Annotated in this window: 25 protein-coding genes; 16 read left to right on the plus strand and 9 right to left on the minus strand. The window is 74.9% G+C overall.

The annotated features are described in order from the left end of the window. Nucleotides 1-171: 171 nt before the first annotated feature. The 8 genes from C569_RS0106435 to C569_RS0106470 are packed head-to-tail and all read left to right on the plus strand — an operon-like array spanning nucleotide 172 to nucleotide 8,877. Complete coding sequence (locus tag C569_RS0106435) at nucleotides 172-1,836, plus strand: HAD-IIIA family hydrolase (RefSeq protein ID WP_036345264.1); 1,665 nt, start codon at nucleotides 172-174, stop codon at nucleotides 1,834-1,836. Then, nucleotides 1,833-2,807 carry a glycosyltransferase gene (locus C569_RS0106440; protein WP_018784975.1) on the plus strand — a complete coding sequence of 325 codons (975 nt, stop codon included), beginning with the start codon at nucleotides 1,833-1,835 and terminating at the stop codon, nucleotides 2,805-2,807. Before C569_RS0106435 ends, C569_RS0106440 begins: the two co-directional genes overlap by 4 nt. Next, nucleotides 2,792-4,009: a glycosyltransferase gene (locus C569_RS0106445; RefSeq protein WP_018784976.1), complete on the plus strand. Its 1,218-nt coding sequence runs from the start codon at nucleotides 2,792-2,794 to the stop codon at nucleotides 4,007-4,009. The genes C569_RS0106440 and C569_RS0106445 overlap by 16 nt, the downstream gene beginning before the upstream one ends. Then, on the plus strand, nucleotides 4,009-4,716 hold the full coding sequence (locus C569_RS0106450) for an SIS domain-containing protein (protein ID WP_018784977.1): 708 nt from the start codon (nucleotides 4,009-4,011) through the stop codon (nucleotides 4,714-4,716). The genes C569_RS0106445 and C569_RS0106450 overlap by 1 nt, the downstream gene beginning before the upstream one ends. Then, a complete protein-coding gene (locus tag C569_RS0106455) occupies nucleotides 4,713-6,194 on the plus strand; it encodes a PfkB family carbohydrate kinase (RefSeq protein ID WP_018784978.1) in 1,482 nt (493 codons plus the stop codon). Before C569_RS0106450 ends, C569_RS0106455 begins: the two co-directional genes overlap by 4 nt. Before the next feature lie 55 nt (nucleotides 6,195-6,249). Then, the gene (locus C569_RS0106460; RefSeq protein ID WP_018784979.1) at nucleotides 6,250-6,951 is read left to right on the plus strand and encodes an SDR family oxidoreductase; all 702 of its coding nucleotides are present in this window, start codon (nucleotides 6,250-6,252) and stop codon (nucleotides 6,949-6,951) included. Beyond that, nucleotides 6,948-7,907, plus strand: a complete 960-nt coding sequence (locus C569_RS0106465; protein WP_018784980.1) for a glycosyltransferase family 9 protein — start codon at nucleotides 6,948-6,950, stop codon at nucleotides 7,905-7,907. Before C569_RS0106460 ends, C569_RS0106465 begins: the two co-directional genes overlap by 4 nt. Further along, nucleotides 7,891-8,877: a DNA topoisomerase IB gene (locus C569_RS0106470; protein WP_018784981.1), complete on the plus strand. Its 987-nt coding sequence runs from the start codon at nucleotides 7,891-7,893 to the stop codon at nucleotides 8,875-8,877. Before C569_RS0106465 ends, C569_RS0106470 begins: the two co-directional genes overlap by 17 nt. A gap of 181 nt (nucleotides 8,878-9,058) precedes the next feature. Here C569_RS0106470 and C569_RS0106475 read toward each other — a convergent pair whose 3' ends face one another. From C569_RS0106475 to C569_RS34725, 5 genes are all read right to left on the minus strand, one after another. Beyond that, complete coding sequence (locus C569_RS0106475; protein ID WP_018784982.1) at nucleotides 9,059-10,102, minus strand: helix-turn-helix domain-containing protein; 1,044 nt, start codon at nucleotides 10,100-10,102, stop codon at nucleotides 9,059-9,061. Nucleotides 10,103-10,226: 124 nt separating this feature from the next. After that, entirely contained in the window at nucleotides 10,227-10,730 is a 504-nt protein-coding gene (locus C569_RS0106480) for a hypothetical protein (RefSeq protein ID WP_018784983.1), read from the minus strand. A gap of 63 nt (nucleotides 10,731-10,793) precedes the next feature. After that, nucleotides 10,794-12,425, minus strand: coding sequence for an ATP-dependent DNA helicase RecQ (locus C569_RS0106485; protein ID WP_018784984.1), 1,632 nt, complete (start codon nucleotides 12,423-12,425; stop codon nucleotides 10,794-10,796). 49 nt (nucleotides 12,426-12,474) lie between these two features. Continuing rightward, nucleotides 12,475-13,425 (minus strand): TIGR03557 family F420-dependent LLM class oxidoreductase, encoded by a 951-nt coding sequence (locus C569_RS0106490; RefSeq protein ID WP_018784985.1) that lies wholly within the window; start codon nucleotides 13,423-13,425, stop codon nucleotides 12,475-12,477. Nucleotides 13,426-13,542: 117 nt separating this feature from the next. Beyond that, nucleotides 13,543-13,665, minus strand: a complete 123-nt coding sequence (locus C569_RS34725) for a hypothetical protein (protein WP_013285408.1) — start codon at nucleotides 13,663-13,665, stop codon at nucleotides 13,543-13,545. Between the two features lie 139 nt (nucleotides 13,666-13,804). Between C569_RS34725 and C569_RS0106500 the strand changes: the two genes are divergently transcribed. After that, entirely contained in the window at nucleotides 13,805-15,304 is a 1,500-nt protein-coding gene (locus C569_RS0106500; protein ID WP_018784986.1) for a glycoside hydrolase family 3 protein, read from the plus strand. Between the two features lie 45 nt (nucleotides 15,305-15,349). Here C569_RS0106500 and C569_RS0106505 read toward each other — a convergent pair whose 3' ends face one another. Together C569_RS0106505 and C569_RS0106510 are read right to left on the minus strand one after the other, a co-directional pair. Next, nucleotides 15,350-15,637: a GNAT family N-acetyltransferase gene (locus C569_RS0106505; protein WP_018784987.1), complete on the minus strand. Its 288-nt coding sequence runs from the start codon at nucleotides 15,635-15,637 to the stop codon at nucleotides 15,350-15,352. Beyond that, a complete protein-coding gene (locus tag C569_RS0106510; protein ID WP_018784988.1) occupies nucleotides 15,634-16,860 on the minus strand; it encodes a cysteine desulfurase-like protein in 1,227 nt (408 codons plus the stop codon). The genes C569_RS0106505 and C569_RS0106510 overlap by 4 nt, the downstream gene beginning before the upstream one ends. A 102-nt stretch (nucleotides 16,861-16,962) precedes the next feature. Here C569_RS0106510 and C569_RS0106515 point away from each other — a divergent pair, with 102 nt between their 5' ends. The 7 genes from C569_RS0106515 to C569_RS0106545 all read left to right on the plus strand — a co-directional run bounded on the left by C569_RS0106515 (nucleotide 16,963) and on the right by C569_RS0106545 (nucleotide 21,261). Then, a complete protein-coding gene (locus tag C569_RS0106515; RefSeq protein WP_018784989.1) occupies nucleotides 16,963-17,322 on the plus strand; it encodes a hypothetical protein in 360 nt (119 codons plus the stop codon). A gap of 69 nt (nucleotides 17,323-17,391) precedes the next feature. Then, nucleotides 17,392-18,213, plus strand: coding sequence for a DUF1206 domain-containing protein (locus tag C569_RS0106520; RefSeq protein ID WP_026267781.1), 822 nt, complete (start codon nucleotides 17,392-17,394; stop codon nucleotides 18,211-18,213). 77 nt (nucleotides 18,214-18,290) lie between these two features. Beyond that, nucleotides 18,291-19,487: a mechanosensitive ion channel family protein gene (locus tag C569_RS0106525; RefSeq protein ID WP_026267782.1), complete on the plus strand. Its 1,197-nt coding sequence runs from the start codon at nucleotides 18,291-18,293 to the stop codon at nucleotides 19,485-19,487. Between the two features lie 241 nt (nucleotides 19,488-19,728). Then, nucleotides 19,729-20,163, plus strand: coding sequence for a phage holin family protein (locus tag C569_RS0106530; protein WP_013474843.1), 435 nt, complete (start codon nucleotides 19,729-19,731; stop codon nucleotides 20,161-20,163). After that, complete coding sequence (locus tag C569_RS0106535) at nucleotides 20,160-20,501, plus strand: DUF3618 domain-containing protein (protein ID WP_018784992.1); 342 nt, start codon at nucleotides 20,160-20,162, stop codon at nucleotides 20,499-20,501. Before C569_RS0106530 ends, C569_RS0106535 begins: the two co-directional genes overlap by 4 nt. Beyond that, on the plus strand, nucleotides 20,498-20,770 hold the full coding sequence (locus tag C569_RS0106540) for a DUF4235 domain-containing protein (RefSeq protein ID WP_018784993.1): 273 nt from the start codon (nucleotides 20,498-20,500) through the stop codon (nucleotides 20,768-20,770). The genes C569_RS0106535 and C569_RS0106540 overlap by 4 nt, the downstream gene beginning before the upstream one ends. Nucleotides 20,771-21,057: 287 nt before the next feature. Further along, complete coding sequence (locus tag C569_RS0106545; protein ID WP_007075740.1) at nucleotides 21,058-21,261, plus strand: cold-shock protein; 204 nt, start codon at nucleotides 21,058-21,060, stop codon at nucleotides 21,259-21,261. 81 nt (nucleotides 21,262-21,342) lie between these two features. Here C569_RS0106545 and C569_RS0106550 read toward each other — a convergent pair whose 3' ends face one another. After that, nucleotides 21,343-21,534, minus strand: coding sequence for a hypothetical protein (locus C569_RS0106550; protein WP_018784994.1), 192 nt, complete (start codon nucleotides 21,532-21,534; stop codon nucleotides 21,343-21,345). A 79-nt stretch (nucleotides 21,535-21,613) separates the two neighbouring features. Further along, a complete protein-coding gene (locus tag C569_RS0106555; protein WP_018784995.1) occupies nucleotides 21,614-22,597 on the minus strand; it encodes an aldo/keto reductase in 984 nt (327 codons plus the stop codon). Nucleotides 22,598-22,699: the final 102 nt, after the last annotated feature.

Below are 22,699 nucleotides of genomic sequence, written 5' to 3' on the forward strand. Positions count from 1 at the left end.
TACCCCGGTGCGGGCCGTCGCTAACGGCGATCCGGGTTAGCTTCTCCGGGACGGCGGGTATCGCCGGACCGGGCCGGTGGTGGCAGGCGTGCACCCGGCTGGGCGGCACCGGCGCGGGGCCTGGCGCCGACGACGACGTTTACTCCTCGGGGCCTCGGGAACCCGCCGCCCGTGCGACGGGACCAGGAGCGGGATCAGTGCAGGTCAGCCCGGGTTGACCCGGGTGCTGACCGGATCCCGTCCGGCCTGTACGACGCGGTGCTGCTGGACCGCGACGGCACGCTGGTGGAGGACGTGCCGTACAACGGCGATCCGGAGAAGGTACGGCCGGTGCCGGGCGCCCGGGAGGCGCTGGACCGGTTGCGGGCGGCCGGGTTGCGGCTGGCCGTGGTCACGAACCAGTCCGGCCTGGCCCGGGGCTGCTTCACGGCGCACGACCTGCGCCTGGTCAACGCCCGGGTGGAGGAGCTGCTCGGGCCCTTCGACCACTGGGCGATCTGCCCGCACGCCGAGGCCGACGGGTGCGCCTGCCGCAAGCCCGCGCCCGGCCTGGTGCACGAGGCCGCAACCGCGCTCGGGACCACGCCGACCCGGTGCGTGCTGATCGGGGACATCGGCGCGGACACGGCCGCCGCCGCCGCGGCCGGCGCCGCGGCGATCATGGTGCCCACGCCCGCCACCCGGGCCGCCGAGGTGGCCGCCGCGCCGACGGTCGCCGCCGACCTGCCGGACGCGGTGGGCATCGTGCTGGCCCGGATGCGCCTGACGGCCGCGCCGCAGCCGGTGCGCCGGTCGCGCCGCGGCACGGTGCTCGTGGTGCGCAGCGACGCGGCGGGCGACGTACTGGTGACCGGGCCGGGCATCCGGGCGGTCGCGTCCGGGGCCCAGCGGGTGGTGCTGCTGTGCGGGCCACGGGGCCGGGCCGCCGCCGAACTGCTCCCCGGCGTGGACGAGATCATCGAGGCGCCGCTGCCGTGGATCGACGCGCCGGCCCCGCCCGTCGACCCCGGTGCCGTGCGCGCGCTGACCGACCGGCTCGCGGCGGTACGGGCCGGCGAGGCGGTCGTGTTCACCTCCTTCCACCAGTCCGCCCTGCCGCTCGCCCTGCTGCTGCGCCTGGCCGGTGTGCCCCGGATCAGCGCGATCAGCGACGACTACCCGGGCAGCCTGCTCGACGTGCGCCACCGCGTCCCGGCCGGCGTACCCGAACCCGAACGCGCCCTGTCCCTCGCCGCCGCCGCCGGTTTCGCGCTCCCGGACCACGACGAACCGGCGTTGCGCATCCGCACCGACCGGCTTCCGGCGCCCGCGGCCGACGTAGGGGCGCCCGGCTACGTGGTCCTGCACCCGGGATCCTCGGTGGAGACCCGCGCCTGCCCGGAGGAGCTGGCCGCCCGGGTGGTCCGGGTGCTCGGCGCCGCCGGCTACCGGGTCGTGGTCACCGGCGGGCCGGACGAACGGGAGCTGACCGCGCGGGTCGCCGCGGCGGGCGGCGTCGACCTGGGCGGGCGGACCGGGCTGGACGACCTGGCGGCGGTGATCGCCGGAGCCGGCGCGCTGGTGGTCGGCAACACCGGCCCGGCGCACCTGGCCGCCGCGCTCGGCGTGCCGGTGGTGAGCCTGTTCGCCCCGACTGTGCCGTTCGGGCAGTGGGGGCCGTACCGGGTGCCGACCGTGCGGCTCGGCGACGCGGGCGCGCCCTGCCGGGACACCCGCGCCACCGCCTGCCCGGTCCCCGGGCACCCGTGCCTGTCGGCGGTCGAGCCGGGACGGGTGCTGGAGGCGTTGCGGCTGCTCGGCGTGCTGGCGCCGGTGGCGGGCGGGGTGGCCGGATGAACATCCTGCTGTGGCACGTCCACGGGTCGTGGACGACGTCCTTCGTGCACGGCAAGCACCGCTACCTGGTGCCGGTAACCCCCGACCGGGGGCCGTACGGGTTGGGCCGGGCGCGCACCTACCCCTGGCCGGACAGCGCCGTCGAGGTCACTCCCGAGGACCTGCGCGACACCGACGTCGACCTGGTGATCCTGCAACGCCCGGAGGAACTCGACCTGGCCGCGGAGTGGCTCGGCCGCCGGCCCGGCCGCGACGTGCCGGCGATCTACGTCGAGCACAACACGCCGAAAGGCGACGTGCCGAACACCCGGCACCCGATGGCCGGCCGCGACGACCTGCTGCTGACCCACGTGACCGCGTTCAACGAACTGTTCTGGGACAACGGCGGCACCCGGACCACAGTGGTCGACCACGGTGTCGTGCCGCCGGCGGTCGGGTGGACCGGCGAACTCGACCGCCTCGCCGTGGTCGTCAACGAGCCGGTACGCCGCTGGCGGGTCACCGGCACCGACCTGCTCGCCCGGTTCGCCGCGCTGGCGCCGCTGGACGTCTACGGGATGAGGGTGGACGGTCTCGCCGCCCACCTCGGCCTGCCCGAGGACCGGCTGACCAGCCACGACGACGTACCCCAGCACGCCATGCACGCCGAACTCGCCAAACGGCGCGCCTACCTGCACCTGTGCCGCTGGACCTCACTCGGCCTCAGCCTGATCGAGGCCATGACCATCGGCATGCCCGTGGTGGCACTGGCCACCACCGAGGCGGTGGAGGCGGTGCCACCGGCCGCGGGCGCGCTGTCCACCCGCGTCGACACGCTCGTCGACGCCGCCCGTGGCCTGCTGGACGACAGGGAGTCCGCCCGCCGGGCGGGCGCCGTGGCCCGGGCCGCCGCCCGGGACCGCTACGGACTGGAGCGATTCCTCGCCGACTGGGACCGGCTGCTGGAGGAGGAAGTATGCGCATCGCGATGATCTCGGAGCATGCCAGCCCGCTCGCCGTCCTCGGCGGGGAGGACGCCGGTGGCCAGAACACGCATGTCGCGGAGCTCTCCGCCGCGCTCGCGGCCGCCGGTCACGACGTGCGCGTCCACACCCGGCTCGACGCGGTGGACCTGCCGGTGAGCGTCCGCACCCCGGACGGGTACGAGGTGGTGCACGTACCGGCCGGGCCGGCCGAACCGGTGGCCAAGGACGACCTGCTGCCGTACATGCCGGCGTTCGGGCAGTGGCTTGCCGACCGGTGGCGCACCGGCGACTGGCAGCCCGAGGTGGTGCACGCGCACTTCTGGATGAGCGGGCTGGCGGGTCTCGCCGCGGCCCGCCGCGCCGGGGTGCCGATGGTGCAGACGTACCACGCGCTCGGCACGGTCAAGCGCCGCCACCAGGGCGTGCAGGACACCAGCCCGCCGGGCCGGGTCGAGCACGAGCGGAGGCTGGGCCGCTCGGTGGACCGGGTGGTCGCCCAGTGCCAGGACGAGGTCGCGGAACTGGTCCGGATGGGTGTGCCCCGGTCCCGGATGACTGTCGTGCCGTCGGGGGTGAACCTGACGACGTTCTCCCCGCTCGGCCCGGTCGCCGACCGCGACGGCGGCCGGGCCCGCATCCTCACCGTCGGCCGGCTGGTCGAGCGCAAGGGCTTCCAGGACGTCGTCCGGGCCGTCGCCGAGGTGCCGGATGCCGAGTGCGTGGTGGTCGGCGGGCCGCCGGCCGGGCTGCTGGAGACCGACCCGTACGCGCTGCGCCTGCGCGCGCTGGCCCACTCGCTCGGCGTCGCCGACCGGGTACGGCTGGTCGGCGCGGTCCCCCGGGAGGAGATGGGCCGCTGGTACCGGTCGGCGGACGTGCTCGTGGCCGCCCCCTGGTACGAGCCGTTCGGGCTCACCCCGCTGGAGGCGATGGCCTGCGGCGTACCCGTGGTCGCGACGGCGGTCGGCGGGCTGATCGACACGGTGGTCGCCGGACGCACCGGCGACCTGGTGCCGCCCCGGGAGCCGGCGGCCCTCGGCGCGGCGATCCGGGGTCTGCTCGGCGACCGGATCCGCCGCTTCGCCTACGCCACGGCCGCGCTGGAGCGGGCCCGCACCCGCTACTCCTGGGCCACCACCGCGGACCGCCTCACCGAGATGTACGGCGAGGTGGCCGCCGTGCGCCGCCCGACCCGGGTGGTCGCCTGATGACGGCGGCCACGCCGGGCACCGGCGCGACGGTGCTGGAGGACCACCTCAGCCTGCTGGCGGCCGCACTGCTGCCGCTGCGGGCGGCGGAACAGATGCTGGCCCGCTGGGGTGAGGAACTGGCGCAGCGGCTCGCCGCCGGTGGCCGGCTGCTGGTGGCCGGCAACGGCGGCAGCGCCGCCGAGGCCCAGCACCTCACCGCCGAACTCGTCGGCAAGCTCCGCCACGACCGGCAACCCCTGTCCGCCATCGCCCTGCACGCCGAAACCAGCGCCCTCACCGCCATCGCCAACGACTACGGATACGACGAAGCCTTCGCCCGGCAGGTCCGCGCCCACGGCCGCCCCCGCGACCACCTCCTCCTGATGTCCACCAGCGGCACCAGCTCCAATCTCCTCACCGCCGCCCACGCCGCCCGCCAGACCGGCATCCGCTGCTGGGCCTTCACCGGACCCGCACCCAACCCCCTCGCCGACCTCTGCCACGAGCATCTGGCGATCGACTCACCGGACGGGCAGGTGGTGCAGGAACTGCACCTGGTGGCCTCGCACGTGCTCTGCGAGTACGTCGAGCTGGCGCTGCCCGCCGCGCTCGCCGCCGAACCGGCGGCCGGGCCGGTACGCGCCGGTGTCGAGGTCGTCGTCGGCGAGCCGGCCCTCACCGAGCCGGACCCGACGGCCCCCGCCGGCGGGGGAGGCCCGGCATGAGCGGACCGGTGGTGGTGCTCGGTGACACGCTTCTGGACCGGGACGTGGAAGGTCTGGTGAACCGGCTCTGCCCGGACTCCCCGGTGCCGGTGCTGGACGAGACCGTGTCCGTCGACCGGCCCGGCGGCGCCGGGCTGGCCGCCGTCTTCGCCGCCGCGCAGGGCGCCGAGGTCGCGCTGGTCACCGCCGTCGCCGACGACGCGGGCGGAGCCCGGCTGGGCACGCTGCTCGCCGCCGCCGGGGTCCGGTTGTACGCGCTTCCGCTGGCCGGCGCCACCCCGGAGAAGATCCGGCTGCGGGCGCGTGGCCGGGTACTGCTGCGCCACGACCGGGGCGGGAGCACCGGCGCGCCGGGCGAGCCGAGCGACGCCGTGCTGCGGCTCATCGCCGGCGCGTCCGCGGTGCTCGTCAGCGACTACGGCCGGGGCGTGGCGGCGCATCCGGCGCTGCGTGCCGCGCTGACCGCCACCCGGGCGCCGGTGGTCTGGGATCCGCATCCGCGCGGGCCCGGCGCCGTACCCGGGGTGCACCTGGCCACGCCGAACGAGCCGGAGGCCCGCGAGCTGGCCAAGACACCGCCGGGCGGCTCCCGCCTGGCCGTCGCGTCCCGCAGCGCGCACGCGTTGCGCCGCCGCTGGCAGGCGCGCGCGGTGGCGGTGACGCTCGGCGGGGACGGTGCGCTGCTCAGCCACGCCGGGTCGACGCCACTGGTGGTGCCGGCGCCGCCCGCCGAGGGGGACACCTGCGGGGCCGGCGACCGGTTCGCGTCCACCGCGACGCTGGCCCTGGCCCGGGGCGCGCTGGTGTCCGAGGCGGTGCAGGAGGCGGTCGTCGAGGCGTCGGCCTACGTGGCCGGCGGCGGCGTGGCCGCCGCGCTGCCCGCGCCGGTGCGGGCGGTCGCTCCGGCGGTCGTGACCGGCGGCGGGGACCGGATCGGCGCCGGGGCGGCCGGCGAGGTGGTGGCCCGGGTACGCGCGGCCGGCGGGACCGTGGTCGCCACCGGCGGCTGCTTCGACCTGCTGCACGCCGGGCACGTGGCGACGCTCCAGGCGGCCCGGCAGCTCGGCGACTGCCTGGTGGTCTGCCTGAACTCCGACGCCAGCGTGGCCGGGCTGAAAGGTCCGGAGCGTCCGGTCGTGCCGCAGGGCGACCGGGGGCGCCTGCTGGCCGCGCTCGGCTGCGTCGACGCGGTGCTGATCTTCGACGAGCCGACCCCGGAGGCGGCGCTGTCCTGGCTGCGCCCGGACATCTGGGTCAAGGGCGGCGACTACGCCAGCGGTGGCGGCCCGGAGACGCTGCCCGAGACGGAGATCCTGGCCCGCTGGGGCGGTCACACGGTGGTCGTGCCGTACCTCGACGGGCGCTCGACGACCGACATGATCGCGGCGGCGCGGGCCGGGCGGGGCAGCGGCTGGCCGGCCGCGCCGGCTGACCCGGCCGCCGCGCAGGTCCGGTCCACGGCGAAGGGAGCACGATGAACGAGCGACTCATCCGACCCGGCGCGGCCGCGCCCGCCGGTCCGACGGTGGCGGCGTGAGCGCCGGCGCGCCCGGAGCCGGGCCGACCGTCCTGGTCACCGGCGGCTCCAGCGGACTCGGCGCGGCTGTGGTCGCCGCGGTGGCCCGCGCCGGCGGACGTCCGCTTGTGCTGGACCGGCAGCGCCCCGCCGACGGGGTGCCCTGGGCCGAGTGCGACCTGGCCGACACCCGCGCCGCCGAGGCCGCCACCCGCGACCTCGCGGAACGTTCCGGTGGGCTGGACGCCGTGGTCACCGCCGCCGGGATGGACGTCCCCGGGAAGCTGGCCGACATCCCGGCGGAGACCTGGGAGCGGATCGTCACCGTGGACCTGCTCGCCACCGCCGCGGTGATCAGGGCCGCGCTGCCCTGGCTGGAGGCGTCCCGGGGCAGCATCGTCACGGTCGCCTCCACGCTCGGGGTGAAGGCGGTCAGCGACGCGACCGCGTACTGCGCGGCGAAGTTCGGGGTGGTCGGCTTCACCCGGGCGCTCGCCGCCGAACTGGCCGGCGCGGTCGGGGTGACGCTGCTGATTCCGGGCGGGATGCGGACCGCGTTCTTCGACGAGCGGGACGCGCAGTACAAGCCCGGCCCGGACGCGGTGCTCAACGAGCCGGCCGACACCGCTGCCGCCGTCATGTTCGCGCTGTCCCAGCCGGCCGGCTGCGCGGTACGCGAGATGGTGGTCTGCGCCGCGCAGGAGTCCTCGTACCCGTGATCCTGGTGCTGCGGGCGCTCGGGGTCGGCGACCTGGCCACCGCCGTGCCGGCGCTGCGTGGCCTGCGCGCCGGGTTCCTGGGCCGGGAGCTGGTGCTCGCCGCGCCGGGCTGGCTGGCGCCGCTGGCGGAGCTGACCGGGGCGGTCGACCGGGTACTGCCCACCACCGGACCGGGTCGGATCGCCTGGACCGGTCCGCCCCCCGAGCTGGCGGTCAACCTGCACGGCCGCGGGCCGCAGTCGCACCGGGCGCTGGCCGCCGTACGCCCCGGCCGGCTGCTCGCCCACCGCAACCCGGGTGCCGGACACCCGGACGGCCCGGCCTGGGACGACGACGAGCACGAGGTCCGCCGCTGGTGCCGGCTGCTGCACGCGTACGGGCTGCCGGCCGACCCGGGGGACCTGGCGCTGCGGCGCCCGGCGCTGACCGGCGTACCGGCGGGGGTGACGCTGCTGCACCCGGGCGGCAAGATCCCGGCGAAGCGCTGGCCGGCGGACCGGTTCGCCGGGCTGGCCCGGGAACTGGCCGCGCGCGGGCACCGGGTGGTGGTCACCGGCTCGCCGGACGAGCGGGAGTTGGCCGAGTGCGTCGCCCGCGACGCCGGGCTGCCGCCGGAGGCGGTGCTGGCCGGCCGGACCGGGCTGGCCGAGCTGGCCGCGTTCGTCGCGGGCGCGCGACTGGTGGTCAGCGGGGACACCGGCGTGGCCCACCTTGCCACCGGCTACGGCACCGCGTCGGTGGTGCTGTTCGGGCCGGTGCCCGCGGCGCACTGGGGCCCGCCGCCGGACCGGCCCCGGCACCGGGCGTTGGGTGCGATCGGCCACACGACCGTCAACCCGGATTTGACCGGGTCGGGCGGGGTAGGAACCCACCCGACATTGGACGCCATCGGGATCGACGAGGTGGTGGCTGCGGTGGCCGACGTGGAACGGGTCTCCGGTGCGGTTGCGGCGTAGCGATCCCGGCCGGCCGGGGTACGCGCGCCGCCGGCGGGGCAAGGGCTGGCTGTTCCTCGACCCGGCCGGCGAGCCGGTGCGCGACGCCGGCGAGCTGGCCCGGCTGCGTGAGCTGGTGATCCCGCCCGCCTGGCGGGACGTGTGGATCTCGCCGTACCCGAACGGCCACATCCAGGCCACCGGCGTCGACGCGGCGGGCCGCAAGCAGTACCTCTACCACCCGGACTGGCGGCGCAAGCGCGACGAGGCCAAGTTCGACCACGTGCTGGAGGTGGCGCACCGGCTGCCGGCGCTGCGCGACCGGGTCACGCACGACCTGGCGCTGCGCGGCCTGCGCCGGGAGCGGGTGCTGGCCACCGTCGCCCGGCTGCTCGACATGGGCGCGTTCCGGGTCGGCAGCGACCAGTACGCCACCGGCGAGGACCCCACGTTCGGGGTGGCCACGCTGCGCCCCGAGCACGCCCGCTCCCGGGGCGGGTGCGTGGTGTTCGAGTTCCCGGCCAAGGGTGGCATCGACCAGGTCCGCCGGATCGAGGACGCCGAGCTGTGCCGGGTGCTGCTCAACCTGCGCCGTCGCCGGCGGGCCCAGGAACGGCTGTTCGGCTACTGGGACGGCCGCGCCTGGCGCGACGTGCGCAGCGACGAGGTGAACGACTACCTGCGCGACGCCAGCGGCGGTGAGATGACCGCGAAGGACTTCCGTACCTGGCACGCGACGGTGCTGGCCGCCGCCGAACTGGCCACCGTCGGCCCGCAGCGCTCCGCCACCGCCCGCAGGCGTGCCGTGGCGGCGGTGATGCGTTCGGTCGCCGAACTGCTGGGCAACACCCCGACGGTGGCCCGGACCTCGTACGTGGATCCGCGTGTGGTCGACCTCTACCACGACGGGGTGCTGGCGCCGGTGCAGCCGGAGATGCCGCGCGAGGCGGTGGAGAAGTCGGTGCTGGCGCTGCTGGAGGAGGCCGGCTGACCGCCGACCGGCCCCGTCGGTTCTGGGGGAAACGCGACGGAGCCGGAAATCTCGGTCGCCGATGCGGTTCCGGGGGCTGGCTGTCTACCGGGCGGGGCCGTCCGCGGCCGGGACCGCCGCGGACGGCACGCCCGGCCCCCCGATATCCGTGGGCCCACCGCGAGCGGTTCCGGCCCGGGTTTCAGTGTGTACGGGACAGGTTGACGGCGGATGCCGAGCTGTTGACGATCCGTGCCGATTCCAGGTGACGGGCCCGGTACGCCTGCGGTGTCTCACCCTGCGTGGCCCGGAAGACGCGGCTGAAGTGCGCCTTGTCCCGGAAACCCCAGCGGGCCGCGATGACCTGGATCGAGCGGTCGCTCAGCACCGGGTCGGCCAGGTCACGGCGGCACCGGGCCAGTCGCTCGTCCCGGATGTACGCGGCCACAGTGGTCTCCTCGTCCTCGAAGAGCCGGTGCAGCGAGCGCACCGAGATGTGGTGCGCGTCGGCGACCGCGCCCGGGTCGAGCGTGGCGTCGCCGAGGCGCCGGCGCACGTACGCGCGTACCTGGGACAGCAGGGCGCGCCGCCGGACCTCGGTGGGCACCGCGTCCTCGGAGACGAGGTTGCGGCCGAGCAGCGTGGCGACCAGGTCGAGACCGACGGCGCCGAGGCGCTCCGCGTCGGCCGCGTGGTACTGCTCGGGGTTAGAGGTGATCCGGATGAGGAAGTCGGCGACCAGCCCGCCGACGCCGTCGTTGCCGGACATCCGGCCGGCGAACAGGGGAGCGAGCCGGCGGGGCGGCAGCGGCAGCGCGTCGTACGGCATCAGGGCCACGATCGAGTGCGCGTACCCGGGCCCGGCGGGGTCGGCGTGGTGGCTGACCTCGTACGGGCGGGAACAGTCGTAGAAGGTCAGGTCGCCGGGTCGGCACCGGGCGCGCTGCCCCTCCTGGTCGGCCTGGCTGGTGCCGCTGAGCGTCAGCGCGAGCAGGTAGTAGTCGGGGTCGGAGCGCTGGATCAGTTTCGAGGGGCGCGCGCAGTCCACCGACGGGTAGCGGTAACGGATGAGCTGCATCCGGCCCAGGCCGACGAACTCCGCCCGGGCGACGAAGTCGTCGGCGTGCGCGGTGCGTACCCGCAGCGGCGTCGGGATGCTCGCCATCAGGTCCAGCCACATGCCGAAGCGCTCCTGCGGCGGCAGCGCCTGCGTGTCGAGGACCTGCCGGTGCAGCTTCCCGTCCATCAACGACTCCCGTGCTCGTCACACCCCTGCACGAACAGGACGCCCCACGGGGCCGAAAAGAGCCACCCGTGGGGCCGTGACGTCCGTCATTGACGGAGCCGCGCAGGTTCTGTTAGGAGTCCGTTCAGTCGTTCAGCACCTGGGACAGCCGGTCCCGGAAACGGCGCTCGGAATCGGTCACCGCGTCGCCGCCCAGACCCAGGATGCCGCCCGTGGAGGCCGCGCCCACCACCTGCTCGGCGATGTCCACCAGCCAGTGCCGGTACGCCCCGGCCTGCCCCTCGTCCACCCGCGCGGCGAGCAACGCGGACGCCTGCCCGGCCCGGGCCAGCACGTCCTCGATCACCGCCTTCGGGTCCGGCGGCGTGATGACCGGCAGTTCCGCGCCGGTCTCCGGGTCGCCCACCCGGTCGACGACCTCACCGGCCACCGCGGCGACCAGCGGGCTGGCCGACTCACGGCCGGCGGCGATGGTCTCCAGCCCGGCGGCGTTCTCGGCCATGGTGCGGCGGGTGCCGTCGGACTCGGCGGCGGCCGCCGCGGTGAGGACCGACTGCGGCAGCCCCACAAGCAGTCCCCACTCCTCGTCGGAGACGCCGAACCGGGTGTACGCCGGCTGCTCGATCACGATCAGGCCCCTTTCGCCGTGGTCGTCGTTGTCGACGGGCGCCCCCGCGGCGCCCGGGTCAGGCTAGTCCAGCTCCAGCAGGCCCTGTTCGGACACCACGCGCACGGACAGCGTCTTGTAGCCCACCTCGTCGAAGAGCACGGTCATCCGGTCCTCCTCGTAGCTGAGCACCAGGCCGGCGCCCCACTCCGGGTGGCGCACCTGGCTGTGCACCGGGAACGGCCCGACCGCGCCGTCAGCCGCCACACTGGTGCCCGCGTGGCAGTTGTCGCAGTGCCCGCAGACCTCGTTCATCTGCTCACCGAAGTACGCCAGCAGGGCCTGTCCCCGGCACCCGGTGGTCTCGGCGAACGCGCGCATCATGTCGGTACGCGACCTCGTCACCGTCTGCTGCCGTTCCGCCTCGGCCAGCGCGGCGCGGCCGGACTCGGCGGCCGCCGGGGCGTACCGGGGCGCGCCGATGCGCTGCTTGGCCCGTGGTTCGGCGGCGCCGACCTGCTCCAGCAGGGACAGGTACTGCCCCAGCTTGCGCGGACCGAGACCGGTCAGCTCGCGCAGCTCCTTGCGGTTGCGGGCCTTGCCGCGCAGTACCGCGGCGAGCTCGGTCAGTTCCTTGGCGTCGGGCAGCCCGCCGCTGAAGTAGCGCTGCAGGCCGACGTCCTCGGAACGCCACAGCAGCAGCACCCGGGACGGCGAGCCGTCGCGCCCGGCCCGGCCGATCTCCTGGAAGTAGCTGTCCGGCGAGTCGGGCAGCGCCATGTGCACCACCCAGGCGATGTTCGGCTTGTCGATGCCCATGCCGAACGCCGAGGTGGCCACCATGATCGGCACCCGGTCGGCCAGGAACGCCTCGTGCAGCTCGTGCCGGGCGGCGGTGGGCATGCCGCCGTGGTAGAACTCGGCCGGGAAACCGGCGCCGGTGAGCCGCTCGGCCAGTTCCTCGGCCGCCCGGCGGGTCGGCACGTAGATGATGCCGGGCCGCTCGTCGTCGCGCAGCAGCGCGAGCAGCCGCCGCCACCGGTAGTCGTCGGTCGGGCAGTGGGCCACCTCCAGGAAGAGGTTCGGCCGGTCCAGCCCGGAGACCACCACCTCCGGCTCGCGCAGCCGCAGCCGGGCGATGATGTCGTCGCGTACCGGCGGGGAGGCGGTCGCGGTGAGCGCCACCACCGGCGGCCGGCCCAGGCCGTCGATCAGGTGACCGAGCGCCAGGTAGTCCGGCCGGAAGTCGTGGCCCCACGCCGAGATGCAGTGCGCCTCGTCGATCGCCACCAGCGCCGGCTTCAGCTCACGGACCTCGGCGAGGCGGTCCGGGTTGCTCAGCGCCTCCGGCGTGATGAACAGGAACTCCGCGCGCCCGGCGCGGATGTCCTCGATCGCCTCGGCCTGCTGGGCGGCGCTCTCGTCCGAGCTGACCCGCACCGCGCGCAGCTCCGGGCGCTGCCGTTCGTTGAGCGCGGCGATCTGGTCCTGCTGCAACGCCAGCAGCGGCGAGATCACCACCGTCGGGCCGGGGATCAGGCTGGCCGGGATCTGGTAGATCGCCGACTTGCCGGCGCCGGTGGGCAGCACCACGAGGGCGTCGCGGCGCTTCATCACGGCGCGCATGGCGGCGAGCTGGTTGGGCCGCAGCGCGGTCCAGCCGAACAGGTTCCGCGCCGCCCGGCGCAGGCTGGAGGAGTGCGTGGTCAGTTTCATCAAGCGCCTCAGCTACCCCCGGTGATCCCGCGCGAAACCGTCCGCCCCGTCACCGGAGCCGGGGCAGGACCTCGAGCCGGTACAGGTCGAACAGGCCCTGCCAGTGCGGGCCGGTGTTCGCCACGTAGACCTCGTCGAAGCCGGCCTTGGCGTACTCGTCGATCATCGCCAGGTGGGCGTCGGGGTTCCGGCCGCAGACGAACGCCTCCCGTACCTGCTCCGGCCGGACCAGCTCGGCGGCCTGCTCGAAGTGCCGGGGGGAGGGGAGCACCTGGGACAGCTCGCCCGGGACGCCCGCGTTGGGCCAGCGCTCGTACGCGATCCGCGCGCCCTCGTCGGCGGTGTCGGCGTACGCGGCCTTGAAGCCGCCCTGGCACGGCTTGTCGCCGCCGCCGGACTCGCGGAACCGGCGCACCATGCCGGCGTCCGGCATGGTGCTGACGTAGCCGTCGCCGATCCGGCCGGCCAGCTCGATCGACTTCGGGCCGAACCCGGAGACGTAGATCGGCGGGGGCGTGTCCGGCCGGGTGTAGATCCGGGCGTGCTCGACTGTGTAGTGCTTGCCGTGGTGGTTGACGAACCCGCCGCGCCACAGCTCGCGGATCACCTCCACCGCTTCCTCAAGCATCTCCAGTCGCACGTCGGTCTGCGGCCAGGCGTCGCCGAAGATGTGCTCGTTGAGCGCCTCGCCGGTGCCCACGCCGAGCACGAACCGGCCCTCGTGCAGGACCGCGCTGGTGGCCGCGGCCTGCGCGATGACGGCCGGGTGGATGCGCATGGTCGGGCAGGTGACAGCAGTGGTCACCGGCAGCCGGCAGACCTGGCTGAGCGCGCCGATGGTGGACCAGACGAACGGGCTCTGACCCTGCGCGTCGACCCACGGGTGGTAGTGGTCGGAGATCCACAGTGCCTCGAAGCCGGCCTGCTCGGCGCCGCGCGCCTGGGCCAGCAGTTCGGCCGGGGTGTACTCCTCGCTGGACAGGAAGTAGCCGATCTTCATTGGTGTGTGCCCTCTCCGCCGTGACCGGCGGGGTGCGCCGGTGACCGGACGGCTCTGTCGCGTCCGGAGACGGCAAGCCCTACCCCCGGCGGCGGGCTCCAACCCGGGGGCGCGGGATCAGCGCCGGAACATGGCCCGGATCGCGATCAGCAGGAACAGGCCGCCGACCACCAGGCCGAGCAGGCGCACGCCGGGGATGTCGGCGGCGCTGGTGGCGTCGGCGAGCGGCAGAGCGGACATGTGGGAACTCTCCCACGGCCTGCCGCCGGACGCCACCGGCTAACAGTAAGGATTGTTGACTATTTAGCTGCGCGGTGTGACCATGTCAGCACCCGCCGGCCCCGGCGGGTCCGTGGGGGAGACGGGGGTACGACAGCAGATGAGCGAGCGGACCGTGGGATCGACCGGAGACCTGGCGGCGCTCGCCGCCGCCGTCCTGCAACCGGGGTTCGTCGGCACCACACCGCCGCCCTGGGTGTGCCGCTGGCTCGGCGAGGGCCTCGGCTCGGTCGTCCTGTTCGCCCGCAACGTCGTCGACCACGAGCAGGTCGCCACGCTCACCGCGAACCTGCGCGCCGAGCGGCCCGACGTCATCGTGGCGATCGACGAGGAAGCCGGCGACGTCACCCGGATCGAGTCCGCCCGCGGCAGCTCCCGCCCCGGCAACTACGCCCTCGGCGCGGTGGACGACCCGGCGCTGACCGAGGAGGTCGCCCGCGACCTCGGCGCCGAACTCGCGGCCGTCGGCGTGACGCTGGACTACGCCCCGGACGCCGACGTCAACTCCAACCCGGCCAACCCGGTCATCGGGGTGCGCTCCTTCGGCGCCGACCCGGACCTGGTCGCCCGGCACACCGCCGCCTGGGTACGCGGCCTGCAGTCCGGCGGCGTCGCCGCCTGCGCCAAGCACTTCCCCGGGCACGGCGACACCCGGGTCGACTCGCACCACGACCTGCCCCGCATCGGCGGCGACCGGGCCCGCCTCGACGCGGTCGAGCTGGCCCCGTTCCGTGCCGCCGTGGCCGCCGGGGCGCAGGCGGTGATGACCGGTCACCTGCTGGTGCCGGCCCTGGACCCGGAACTGCCCGCCACGCTCAGCCCACGCGTGCTCGGCGGCCTGCTGCGCGAGGAGATGGGCTTCGGCGGCGTGGTGGTCACCGACGCGGTGGAGATGCGCGCGGTGGCCGACCGGTACGGCTTCACCGGCGCCGCGGTGCGCGCGCTCGTGGCCGGCGCCGACGCGATCTGCGTCGGCGGGGAACGGGCCACCGAGGCCGACGCCCGCGAGCTGCGCGACGCGATCGTCGCGGCGGTGATCAGCGGGGAACTGCCTGAGGAACGGCTCGCCGAGGCGGCGAAGCGCGTCGGTCAGCTCGCCGCGTGGAGCGTCGCCGCCCGCGCCCGCCGGGCCACCGGCACGCCGCCCGCGAACGGCTCACCGATCGGGCTCGCCGCCGCCCGCCGCGCGGTCCGGGTCACCGGCGACGCCGGGCTGCTGCCGCTGACCGGGCCGGCCCACGTGGTGGAGTTCGCGCCCCCGCGCAACATCGCCATCGGCGAGGAGACACCGTGGGGCATCGCCGCGCCCCTGGCCCACCTGGCGCCCGGCACCACCACCGCCCGCTACGCCGCCGACGCCGTACCGGCCGACCCGGGCGCGGCGCCCGCCGGCCGGCCGCTGGTGCTCGTGGTGCGCGACCTGCACCGCCACGACTGGATGCGGGACGCGGTGCGACGGGCGCTCGCCGCCCGCCCCGACGCGGTGGTGGTCGAGATGGGCGTGCCCGAACTGGTCACCGGCGCGGTGCACCTGGCCACCCACGGCGCCACCGCCGCCGCGGCGCGGGCCGCCGCCGAGATGCTGACCGGGGCACGCTGACTCCCGGCCCGGCCGGGCGGGAAGGCCCCTCGGCCGGGCCGGGCCTCACGGCTCGCCGGCCACCAGGTCGGCGTACTCCGGGTGGCGCTCGATGAACGAGGCCACGAACGTGCACTGCGGCACCACCCGGCCGCCCTGGGCGCGGACCTGGTCCAGCGCGCCCCGGACCAGCGCCGCGCCGACGCCCTGACCCTGGAACCGGTCGTCGACCTCGGTGTGCGTGAAGACGAGCGTCTCGCCCCGGGGCGCGTACGCGGCGAACCCGGCCAGCGCGTCGTCCACCAGGATCTCGAAGCGGCGCTCGGCGGTGTTCTCCTCGACCAGAAAGCTCACCGGATCATTCTCCCTCCGGGCCCGGCCAGCCGGTCCAGTTCGGCCAGCAGCCGGTCCACCTCGTCGACCGTGTTGTAGTGGTAGACACTGGCCCGCACGGCGCCGCCGCTCCCCCGCAGGCCCATGCCCTCGAAGTACTCGTAGGCGTAGTAGTCGCCGTGCGACAGGCACAGGCCCGCCTCGCCCAGCGCCTCCGCCGTCCGCGCCGGGGTCAGGCCGGCCACCCGGAACGACACCGTCGGGCAGCGCCGGGCCGGTGCGCCGTACACGGTCACGAACGACCTGTCGGCGAGCCCGGCGAGCAACCGGTCGAAGACCGCCTCCTCGTGCGCCTGCGCGGCGGCCAGCCCGGCGCGTACCCGCTCGCGCCGGTCGCCGGTCGCCGCCGGGTCCAGAGCGGCCAGATGGTCCACCGCGGCGGTCACGCCGGCCAGCAGCGGGAAGCTCGGCGTGCCGTACTCGAACCGGTCCGGCACACCGTCGGCGGAGGGGACCAGCTTCGCCGGGCGCAGGGCCGCCCAGCGCGCCGGGTCGGCGACCATCGCCGCCAGGTGCGGACCGGACCACTTGTACGCGCTCGTCACCAGGAAGTCCGCGCCGAGCGAGGCCAGGTCGGTCGGGCCGTGCGGCACCGAGTGCACGCCGTCCACGCAGACCAGCGCGCCGGCGGCGTGCGCGGTCTTGGCGATCGCCGCCACGTCCGGCACGGTGCCGATCGCGTTGCTGCCGGCGGTCACCGCCACCAGCCGGGTGCGCTCGGTGACCAGGTCGGCGTACTGGCCGGGGGGCAGCTCACCGGTCGCCGGGTCGAACCCGGCCCAGCGCACGGTGGCGCCGGCCGCCTGCGCGGCCTGCACCCACGGGCGGACGTTCGCGTCGTGGTCCAGCCGGGAGACCACCACCTCGTCGCCCGGACGCCAGCCGGCGCCGAGCGTCCGGGCCAGCGTGTAGGTCAGCGCGGTGGCGCTCGGCCCGAGCACCACGCCGGACGGCTGCGCGCCGAGCAGGTCGGCCACGGCGGCCCGCGCCCCGGCGACCAGATCCAGCGCCCGGCGGCCGGGCCGGAAGGCGGTGCTGCGGTTGCCCGTCGCGGCGCGCATCGCCCCGGCCACCGCCTCGACGACAGCTTCGGCGGTCTGGGTGCCCCCGGCGCCGTCGAAGTGGGCGAAACCCTCGCCCAGGGCAGGGTAGGCGGCCCGGACCCGGGCGACGTCGAAAGCCATTCCGGCACCCTAGCGCGCACCCCGGACACCCCGCCCGGCGTGCGCCACCGCGCCCGCCCGCCCGCGCGGGCGCGGTGGCGCACGCCGCCTATCCTTGGGCGGGTGACGATCCGACGCGCCACCTCCGTCCCCGCCCGCCGCGCCGCCGGTCTGCTCGCCGGCCTCGCCCTCGGCGCCGCACTGCTCGCCGGATGCAGCTCCGAAGGTGCCGAGACCGACTGCGGCCTCGACGCCTGCACGGTCACCTTCGACCGCGGCGTGGAGGCCAGCGCCCGGATCCTCGGCATCGAGGCGAAGCTGATCGGCGCCGACGGCGACCAGGTCACCGTCGAGGTCGCCGGGGAACAGCTCTCGCTCACCGTCGGCCAGCAGGCCACCGAGGTCGCCGGCTTCCAGGTCAGCCTGGACAGCGTCACCGAGCAGCAGGTCGTGGTCCGGGTCGCCCGCGACCTCAACGGCTGATCCGTTTCGGCCGTCCCGCCCGGCGGGTGGAGACGTTTGGAAATCCGCCCGCCGGGAGACTGAGGGCTCATGTCTCTCACCCGGAATGCCGGAGCCACCGCCGCCCAGGCTCGTAACAGCCGGTGGCTCGAACTGTTGACCCGTGCCGGATTCATCGGATACGGGGTGGTGCACCTCCTCTTCGCCTGGCTGGCGCTGCAGATCGCCTTCGGTAACTCGGGCGAGGAGGGGAACCAGAACGGCGCGCTGCGCACCCTCGGCGAACAGCCGCTCGGGAAGTTCGTCCTGATCGCGGTGGCGGTCGGCCTGTTCGCCATGGCGATCTGGCAGGCCTTCGAGGCAGCGATCGGCCACGTGTCCAAGACCGGCAAGGAACGGATCTTCGAGCGGATCGCCTCGGTGGTTCGGGTCGTCGTCTTCGTCTGGCTGGGCTGGACCGCGATCAGGGTGGTCCAGGACGCCAGCGCCAACGCCTCGAACCGGCAGGAGCAGCTCTCCGAGAGGCTGATGGCCTCCGACGGCGGCCGCTGGCTCGTCGCACTGGCCGGACTGGTGCTCGCCGCGGTCGGCGTCGGCATGGTGATCTACGGCCTGAAGAAGAAGTTCGAGCGCAACCTCAAGACCGGCGAGATGAGCCCGAAGACCCGGCAGCTCACCCGCCGCCTCGGCACGGCCGGGTACGCCGCCCGGGGTTCCGTGTTCGCCATCACCGGCCTGCTGATCGTGGTCGCCGCGGTGAACTACGACCCGGAGAAGGCGCGTGGCCTGGACGCCGCCCTGCGGACGCTGCGCGACCAGCCGTACGGGCCGTGGCTGCTGGCGGTCATGGCGCTCGGCATCGCCGCGTTCGGCGTCTACTGCTTCTTCCAGTCCCGTTACCGCAAGGTCTGATCCTGGTCGATACCCGGGCAGCCGGGCACGATTGGGCCTTTGCCCGATTGCCGCCCGGGCGGGAGGAGAGAGAGTTCGTGCAGAGTTACGTCGTGACCATCGCCGCCGCGCTCGCCGCGGCGGCGGTGGCGTTGGTGCTGGCCCAGGTGGTGCACCGGGTCACCCGCCGCCTCGGCCGCCGGTCGCTGCTGATGACCGAGCTGACCGAGCACGCGCACCGCGCGTTCCAGGTCGCGCTCACCGTGGCCGCGGTGCAGTTCGCGGTCCGGTTCACCACCGGGTACGCGGTCGGCAGCCCGTGGCGGCAGTTCGTCCTCCACACGCTGGTGCTGGCGACGATCGCCGCCACGGCGTGGCTGGTGGCCGCGCTGCTGGTGGTCGCGGAGGACACCGCGCTGGCCCGGTTCCGGGTCGACGTGCCGAACAACAGGCACGCCCGCCGTGTGCGTACCCAGGTCGTGCTGCTGCGCCGGCTCACCATCGCGGTGATCGTGATCCTCACGGTCGGTGTGATGCTGATGACGTTCCCGGCCGTACGCGGCATCGGCGCCGGTGTGCTCACCTCCGCCGGTGTGATCGCCGCGGTCGCCGCGCTGGCCGCGCAGAGCCTGCTCGGCAACGTCTTCGCCGGTCTCCAGCTCGCGTTCAGCGACGCGGTACGCCTGGACGACGTGGTCGTGGTCGAGGGGGAGTGGGGCCGGATCGAGGAGCTGACGCTCAGCTACGTGGTGGTGCAGGTCTGGGACGACCGCCGGCTGATCCTGCCCACCTCGTACTTCACCAGCCGGCCGTTCCAGAACTGGACCCGTACCGAGGCGGCCGTGCTCGGCACCGCCGAGTTCGACCTGGACTGGGCCATACCGGTGCAGGCGATGCGGGAGGAGCTGCGCCGCCTGTGCGAGGGCACCGAGCTGTGGGACGGGCGGGTCTGCGTGCTCCAGGTGACTGACGCGACCGGCGGCCTGGTCAAGGTCCGCGCGCTGGTCAGCGCCGCCGACGCGGGCAGTCTGTGGGATCTGCGCTGCCTGGTCCGCGAGCACCTGGTGACCTGGGTGCGCGACCAGCGCCCGACCGCCCTGCCCCGGCTGCGCGCCGAGGTCGGCGACGCCACCGGCCCGCTGCCCTGGCATGCGGTGCAGCCGCGCCGCCCGGTACGCCGCGCGGCCGACACCGAGGCGCCCGACGACGCACGGGTCTTCGGCGGCAGCGACGACGGCGAGGCCCGCAGCGAGGTGTTCGTGGGCCGGGAGGAGCACGTCGAGGCGCGTCGCTGATCCCGTACCCCCGACCGGAACCCCGGCCGCCCACGGCGGGCGGGGGTTCGGCGCGTACGGGCGGCTTTCCGGCCGGACTGGTTTGGCCGGGCGGTGGCGGGGGACGTGGTGCGCACGCCCCGGATCCGGTGCCCGGCACCGGGTCGCGGCGGCGCGCGGCCGGGCGGACCGGCCGCGCCGCGCAGGATTGACGGGCGGCGACTCCGGGCATACAGCGCGGTGATGACGAAAGGAGGACAGCATGGCTGACGTCGCGAGTCGCAGCACGTCGCGGACCGGGAGCGAGCCGTCCACCGCCGAACTGGTACAGCGCGCCACCGAGCAGGTCACCCGCCTGGTGCGGGACGAGCTGGCCCTGGCCCGTGCGGAGCTGACCCAGAAGGGCAAGCACGCCGGGATCGGGATCGGGCTGTTCGGCGGCGGCGGGGTGATGGCGCTCTACGGCGCCGGAGCCCTGGTCGCCACCGTGATTCTGCTGCTGGCGCTTGTCATGCCGGCGTGGCTGGCCGCCCTCATCGTGGCGGTGGCGCTGTTCCTGCTCGCCGGGATCCTGGCGCTGGTGGGTAAGAAGCAGGTCAGCCGTGCCGTCCCGCCGGTGCCGGAGGCGGCGGTCCGCAGCGTTCGGGCGGACGTCGACACGGTCACCGCCGCGGTGAAGGACGGGAGGCGGGCATGACCGGTAACGGGACCGGGGACGTGGCGGCGCTCCGGGAGGAGATCCGCCGGACCCGGGTGGAACTCGGTGAGACGATGGAGCTGCTCGCGGCCAGGGCCGATCCGAAGGCGCTGGTGCGGCACTCCGCCGAGCAGGCGAAGGCGCGGATGCGTGAGCAGGCGTCGCTGACCGCGGCCCGGATGCGCGGGCGGGCGGCCGAGCGGGCCCGGCTGGTCCGGGCGCAGGCGTACGAGAAGAGCGAGGCGGTCGGGCGCAACCCGTTGCCGTGGGCGGCCATCGCGGCCGGCGCGCTGGTGACCGCGGTGGTGCTGGTGATCGTCCGAGGGAGGCACAGGTGAGTGGGAAGATCGGCAAGGCGGCGTACCGGCCGGTGGGGGTGCTGCTCGGCCTGGCCGCAGGTGCCGTCGCCGGGGCGATCTTCCGCCAGGTCTGGAAGGTGACGGCGGGCGACGGCGAGGCGCCGAGCGCCACCGACGAGGACCGTGGCTGGGGCGAGGTGCTCGCCGCCGCGGCCCTGCAGGGGGCCATCTTCTCGGCGGTGCGGGCCGCCGTCGACCGGGGTGGAGCGGTCGGCGTACGACGGTTGACCGGTCACTGGCCGGACTGACGAAAAGCCGGAAAGGCCCCTTTCCCGAGCGTGGGGGAGGGGCCTTCGGCATGGCTCCGGCGGGACCGCGCACCGCCGCCCGCGCGACCTTCAGGTCACATGTCGGAGAATTTCGTCCGCAAGGCTGTGCGAAGTTTTGGCGTACGTGGTTTGCTGTCTCACGCTGTTGAGAGACGCGTGGGTTGAGAGAAGTCTCCTGCATTGGGGGCCGCCTCAGGCGCCGCTGCTCGAAAACGGCCAATCGGCCGCACGGCGTGCTCGGCCGCCAGTTTTAGAAGGAGATACACATGGCGCAGGGAACCGTGAAGTGGTTCAACGCTGACAAGGGCTTCGGCTTCATCACCGTCGACGGCGGGGGTGCTGACGTGTTCGTCCACTTCTCGGCCATCCAGACCAGCGGCTACCGCACGCTGGAGGAGAACCAGCGGGTGGAGTTCGAGATCGCCCAGGGTCAGAAGGGTCCGCAGGCCGAGCAGGTCCGCCCCATCTGAGCTGACCGCACCGGCCGCGCCGGCCGGTGCCGGAAGCCCCGCATCCCGTCCGGGAGGCGGGGCTTCACCATGACCGGCGCCTCAGCGCCGCCGCGCCCGCATGCCCCACCAGAGCGCGGCCAGTCCGAACAGGACGAGCACCGGGCCGGCCATCGCCCAGATCCGCTGGTCGCTCAGCACGCTGCCCTCGACGAAACCGAGGCCCAGCACCGTCCACAGCGCACCGAGCACCACGGCGAGCAGCCCCAGGGTGAGCCGGAACCAGCCCCTCATCGTTCCCCCTCCGACGACAGTTCCGCTCCAGCATGCCCGCCGCGGCGAGCGCCCGCCGGCGCCGCGCCGCCCGGCCGGCTCACCACCGGTCGTGTACCTGCGGGCGGATCAGCTCGTCGTAGGTGGCCCGCACCGCGGCCAGCTCCACCTCGGTCAGTGCCGGCTGCCCGGCCGCCTCGGCGTTGCGCCGTGCCTGCTCGGCGGAGCGGGCGCCGGGGATCACCACTGTCACGCCGGGCTGGTCGAGGATCCACCGCAGCGCGAACTGCGCCATCGTGCGGTCGTCGCCGACCAGCGGCGCGAGCCGGCGCACGGCGGCCAGGCCGCTGTCGTAGTCGACGCCGGAGAACGTCTCACCCACGTCGAACGACTCGCCGTGCCGGTTGAACGTGCGGTGGTCGTTCGCCGGGAACGTGGTGTTCTCGTCGTACCGCCCGGAGAGCAGGCCGCTCGCCAGCGGCACCCGGGCGATGATCCCGACCCCGGCGGCAGCGGCGGCGGGCAGCACCTGCTCCAGCGGCTTGTGCCGGACCGCGTTGAGGATGATCTGGACGCTCGCCACCCCGGGCCGGGCGATGGCGGTGAGCGCCTGGTCGCAGGTCTCCACGCTGACGCCGTACCCGGCCACGCGTCCCTCGTCGACGAGCGTGTCGAGCGCGTCGAAGACCCGGTCGTCGGCGAAGACGGCGGTGGGCGGGCAGTGCAGCTGCACCAGGTCGAGCGTGTCGACGCCGAGGTTGGCCCGGGACCGGTCGGTCCAGGCCCGGAAGTTGTCGAGGGTGTACGCCTCCGGCGTCTGCTCCACCCGGCGGCCCATCTTGGTGGCCACGGTGAGCCCGTGCCCGGGGCGGGAGCGCAGGAACCGGCCGATCAGCGCCTCGCTGCGGCCGTCGCCGTACACGTCGGCGGTGTCCAGGAAGGTGACGCCCGCGTCGACGGCGGCGGCGAGCACGGCGAGCGCGTCGTCCTCGCTGACCTCGCCCCAGTCCGCGCCGAGTTGCCAGGCGCCGAGTCCGATGATGCCGACGTGCCGGCCGAGCCGGTCGAAGCTGCGCTGTTCCACCCGGTCGAGCCTAGTGAGCGGGTTGCCGGGGCGCGCGCCGGGCCGTGCCGTCCGACAAGACGCACGTACGGTTCCGAGGTTGTCAGGTGGGATCCGCACACC

The organism is Micromonospora sp. CNB394, from assembly GCF_000374985.1.
Taxonomy (GTDB): domain Bacteria; phylum Actinomycetota; class Actinomycetes; order Mycobacteriales; family Micromonosporaceae; genus Micromonospora; species Micromonospora marina.

Bases quoted from the DNA above. Each gene is read 5' to 3' on its own strand.
- C569_RS0106545 (WP_007075740.1), top strand. From the start codon at position 21,058: ATGGCGCAGGGAACCGTGAAGTGGTTCAACGCTGACAAGGGCTTCGGC.
- C569_RS0106520 (WP_026267781.1), top strand. From the start codon at position 17,392: ATGTCTCTCACCCGGAATGCCGGAGCCACCGCCGCCCAGGCTCGTAAC.
- C569_RS0106535 (WP_018784992.1), top strand. From the start codon at position 20,160: ATGACCGGTAACGGGACCGGGGACGTGGCGGCGCTCCGGGAGGAGATC.
- C569_RS0106485 (WP_018784984.1), bottom strand. From the start codon at position 12,425: ATGAAACTGACCACGCACTCCTCCAGCCTGCGCCGGGCGGCGCGGAAC.
- C569_RS0106445 (WP_018784976.1), top strand. From the start codon at position 2,792: ATGCGCATCGCGATGATCTCGGAGCATGCCAGCCCGCTCGCCGTCCTC.
- C569_RS34725 (WP_013285408.1), bottom strand. From the start codon at position 13,665: ATGTCCGCTCTGCCGCTCGCCGACGCCACCAGCGCCGCCGACATCCCC.
- C569_RS0106475 (WP_018784982.1), bottom strand. From the start codon at position 10,102: ATGGACGGGAAGCTGCACCGGCAGGTCCTCGACACGCAGGCGCTGCCG.
- C569_RS0106510 (WP_018784988.1), bottom strand. From the start codon at position 16,860: ATGGCTTTCGACGTCGCCCGGGTCCGGGCCGCCTACCCTGCCCTGGGC.
- C569_RS0106500 (WP_018784986.1), top strand. From the start codon at position 13,805: ATGAGCGAGCGGACCGTGGGATCGACCGGAGACCTGGCGGCGCTCGCC.
- C569_RS0106455 (WP_018784978.1), top strand. From the start codon at position 4,713: ATGAGCGGACCGGTGGTGGTGCTCGGTGACACGCTTCTGGACCGGGAC.
- C569_RS0106440 (WP_018784975.1), top strand. From the start codon at position 1,833: ATGAACATCCTGCTGTGGCACGTCCACGGGTCGTGGACGACGTCCTTC.
- C569_RS0106490 (WP_018784985.1), bottom strand. From the start codon at position 13,425: ATGAAGATCGGCTACTTCCTGTCCAGCGAGGAGTACACCCCGGCCGAA.
- C569_RS0106550 (WP_018784994.1), bottom strand. From the start codon at position 21,534: ATGAGGGGCTGGTTCCGGCTCACCCTGGGGCTGCTCGCCGTGGTGCTC.
- C569_RS0106530 (WP_013474843.1), top strand. From the start codon at position 19,729: ATGGCTGACGTCGCGAGTCGCAGCACGTCGCGGACCGGGAGCGAGCCG.
- C569_RS0106450 (WP_018784977.1), top strand. From the start codon at position 4,009: ATGACGGCGGCCACGCCGGGCACCGGCGCGACGGTGCTGGAGGACCAC.